2 protein-coding genes are annotated in these 2,709 nt (G+C 31.8%); both read right to left on the reverse strand.

The features are described from left to right. The coding region (locus ACTHW2_RS12655) for a hypothetical protein (RefSeq protein ID WP_442264256.1) at positions 1–719 on the reverse strand (719 nt) is incomplete at its 3' end. A 158-nt stretch (positions 720–877) separates the two neighbouring features. Next, on the reverse strand, positions 878–2,709 hold a 1,832-nt coding region (locus ACTHW2_RS12660; RefSeq protein ID WP_442264257.1), incomplete at its 5' end, for a hypothetical protein.

The raw sequence follows: 2,709 nt of genomic DNA on the forward strand, positions 1-2,709 counted from the left end.
AGTTGGGATTTGCCCATTGAAATGTTAGCAAACAAGTTAACCCATGAATTTTTTTCCAAAAGGTCAATAATAAGATCCACTACTAGTTTACGAGGTGAAAACTTTTCAAGCTTATGATGTATTTCTAATCCCTGATTTCTGTAATAACCATCAATCTGAATAGCGCTATCAAATTTTCCACTAATGCGTACCAAAGCAATAGAATCTAACTTTCGCTCTAATCCACTAACCTTCTTTAGGATCTCATCGCTCTTATTCAACAGTTGATAGATCTTGTCAGTTTGGTTAAAAATTTCCTCTTTATAGTTTTCGTCAATAAAAAGCTTTTTTAACTTTTTATTTTTAGAAATATTATCAAGAAACATGGCATAAAAATCTTTTAGTTCCTCTGCGGTGGGACGAAATATATTTGGATTGGACTCGAACAAGTCCTCTACCAATTTGGGATTGTCAATTTTGAAAAGAAAGTACTCTGACAATTTATCAAATAAAATTGAAGAGTGGTAGAAAGGGAATTTTCCGGCCTCCGCTCTTGTACTTTGTTGCTGATATTCATCAATAGTTTTCCGAATAACTTTATTTAGTTCAATTTTATAGCTTTGTCTGGACATAAACAGCCCCTTAAGACCATTATACCCATTATCTATAAATGCTTTATCAATAATTTTTTCAGCGTAATATAAAGAAAGACCATAAATGGCAGCTGTACCAAATACCATGAGTATATTATAAGCGTTAATTAAATAATCAACCGACTAAAGCAAATATATCCACTTACTTTGACAAGTAGTGAAAAACCCTCCATTCTAATAGCAGACTCCACAGAAAAGACACTCATACTCTTGGTGGAGTAATTTGTAATCTTACAATTACCATTTTATTTAATTGCATATTTTCTTTCTCGTTGTTTAAATGCTTGATTACCACCTTCAAGTATATCACAGACATGCTCTTTAATACCTTGTTTCTGGAGTATAGCTTTATTTTCATTATCAAGTGTCCGAGTATGCTCTAGTGATCCGTTTACATATTCAAACCTGTATCTTCCGGCTTCTTCTTGCATCGTTTGACCTTCCTGATTTGCTACTATAATATTCTCGGTATCAGTTGCTACTACAAGATTGGCATTATGAGATACAATGATAATTTGTCTTTCTTTCTTCTTTTCCTTTATCATTCTACATAACAATTCATAAATAGTTCTATTATCAAGGTTGTCCTCCGGTTGATCTATCAAAATTGGATATTCAGAGGAACTTATTTGTAAGAAAAGAATGAGCAATACAGTACCTTTCTTTCCTGGAGACATTTTAAGTAAATCATCACCTTTGTAACTAACAGTATAGTCTATTTCAAATGAATCTTTTATTAATGACCTGAGAACACCTTCCAAGGAGACCTTCTGTTTAACAGCAATATACCTCTCAGAGTCAAGGTAAAGCTTGTCGTCATTTATCCTTAACTGGTGAGAGTAAAATTCAGGAACAAACGAGTAATTAATATTATTATCTAAGAAAAATTTATGATATTCACTTCCTTGTGACGTTGCAGCCTTGTTAACCTGATCGAGAAAGGGAAAATTCTCTTGTTTGTATAGTAACTTGGCCTCTAAAGTTATTTCGTCATCTATATTTTTTTTAGTATCATTTACTTTTGAAACAATTTGCTCATAAAGTTCATATCTCCATTTCAATAATTTAACGGTTCTTTCCCTATTATTTTTATAGTCTTCAAGCTGTGATTTAAGTTGCTTTTCTAGATTAATAGCCTGTTCAAATTTGACTTTTTCTTTAGTAAGGCTTTCTGTTAATCGTACGAGTTCCTTTTGTCCAGCAAGTTTTAACAAATATTTAGCTAAATTTTGATTCAAAACGCCAAGTGTTTGCCTCAATTTCACAAGGTTCTCTTCAATTTTTTGATTACTTATTTCTGCTTTCAAATTTGTTAGTAATAAATCATAGTCCCTAACAATTTTACCTCTTACGGCTAATACGTCAGTTCCATCATTTAATTCATCAAATATTTTATCCAGTTTTCCACGGTTAGTAAGGCCGTCATCATCGACACTTCCTAACAACTCGGATTTATTATTCTCCAGTTCTGAATAAATTTTTTCCAGTACCTGGGCTTTCTTTATTTCTACGTTGATATTCTTCTCAATTTCTTGTTTTTTACTTGATAACTGGGTGTAATCATCAAATTCTTCTTTAGAAAGATTTGAGCTTTTTTGTCCGTCAGCAATTAGCTTCTGAATACCTTCAATACTTTTATTAATGGATGGGCTCTTGCCAAGTTCATTTGACTCTTTTTGTATTGCAAGTGCCTTATTCCTTATCTGAATATAAGAATTTAATAAGGCCTCTATTTCGACATTCGCATTTTTAATCTTGTCGTTAACATCATCATGAAATTTTTTAAATGCTTCGTCCTGTAATAGAATACTTCTAATTAGGGAATTTAATTCCTCTTTGTTATTTTTTTCTACTAAATAATTGATATATAACTGAGGTATATAGGTTATCTTATGTAATTTATTTTCGATCGACTGGTCTTTGAATGTATCGTCTTCGCCATTCTTCCATTTAACTGTAAAGTCAAAATCTTCCTTAAAATTATAACCGTCAAATTTTAATCTATTAGAGGTTCTTTCAACCTGATCCGGATCAATGCTTTTTGCTATTAGATAAAGAAGCAAAGATTTTCCCGAAG

This window comes from Tissierella sp. (assembly GCF_052089545.1).
Classification (GTDB): domain Bacteria; phylum Bacillota; class Clostridia; order Tissierellales; family Tissierellaceae; genus Tissierella_A.